The sequence below is a fragment of the Mesorhizobium sp. M5C.F.Ca.IN.020.32.2.1 genome (assembly GCF_004023105.1).
Lineage (GTDB): Bacteria > Pseudomonadota > Alphaproteobacteria > Rhizobiales > Rhizobiaceae > Mesorhizobium > Mesorhizobium wenxiniae.
The window spans coordinates 1-1028 of sequence record NZ_RZSX01001364.1 but is presented as its reverse complement, the minus strand read 5'-3'; the positions used below and the strand labels follow the sequence as shown (position 1 = coordinate 1028).

Genomic DNA, 1028 nt, shown 5'->3' with positions numbered 1-1028 from the left:
GTCCGGGCTGTCGGCGGCGTCAATGGACCGGCTGAAGCTCGACCCGGCGCGCATCCGCACCATGGCCGCCGGGATCCGCGAAATCGCCGAATTGCGCGATCCGGTCGGCGATGTCATTGCCGAATGGGACCGGCCGAACGGCCTGCATATTGAGCGCGTGCGCACGCCGCTCGGCGTGGTCGGCGTTATCTACGAGAGCCGGCCGAACGTGACGGCCGATGCCGGCGCGCTGTGCCTCAAGGCCGGCAATCCGGTGATCCTGCGCGGCGGCTCGGACTCGCTCAACTCCTCGGCGGCTATCCATGCCTGCCTGGTCGAAGGGCTGAAGGCGGCCAAGCTGCCGGAGGATGCCATCCAGCTGGTGCCGACCGCCGACCGTGCCGCCGTCGGCGAGATGCTGAAGGGGCTTTCCGGCAATATCGACGTCATCATTCCGCGCGGCGGCAAGAACCTGGTCGAACGCGTCCAGAACGAGGCGCGGGTGCCGGTCTTCGCTCATCTCGAAGGCATCTGTCATCTCTACATCGACCGCTCGGCCAAGCTCGAGATGGCGGTCAGGATTGCGGTCAACGCCAAGATGCGGCGCACCGGCGTCTGCGGCGCTGCCGAGACGCTGCTGGTCGACCGCGCTGTTGCCTCCACCCATCTGGTGCCGATCCTCGACGCGTTGCGCGCGGCAGGGTGCGAAATCCATGCCGACGCCGAGGTGCTGAAAGTTTTTGCTGACGCCAAACCGGCGAGCGACGCCGACTGGGTGACCGAATATCTCGATTCTATCATCGCGGTAAAACTGGTCGACGGCGTTGTCGGCGCGATCGACCATATCGAGAATTTTTCATCGCACCACACCGAGGCGATCGTCGCCGAGGATGCCGACGCGGTCGAACGTTTCTTCAATGAGATCGATTCGGCGATCCTTCTGCACAATGCCTCGACCCAATTCGCCGATGGCGGCGAATTCGGCATGGGCGCCGAGATCGGCATCGCTACCGGCAAAATGCATGCGCGCGGCCCGGTCGGTGTCGAGC

At 65.1% G+C, this 1028-nt stretch carries 1 protein-coding gene; it reads left to right on the top strand.

The window, feature by feature from the left end; translation table 11 throughout:
• On the top strand, positions 1 to 1028 hold a 1028-nt coding region (locus EOA86_RS36020), incomplete at both ends, for a glutamate-5-semialdehyde dehydrogenase (RefSeq protein WP_128345792.1).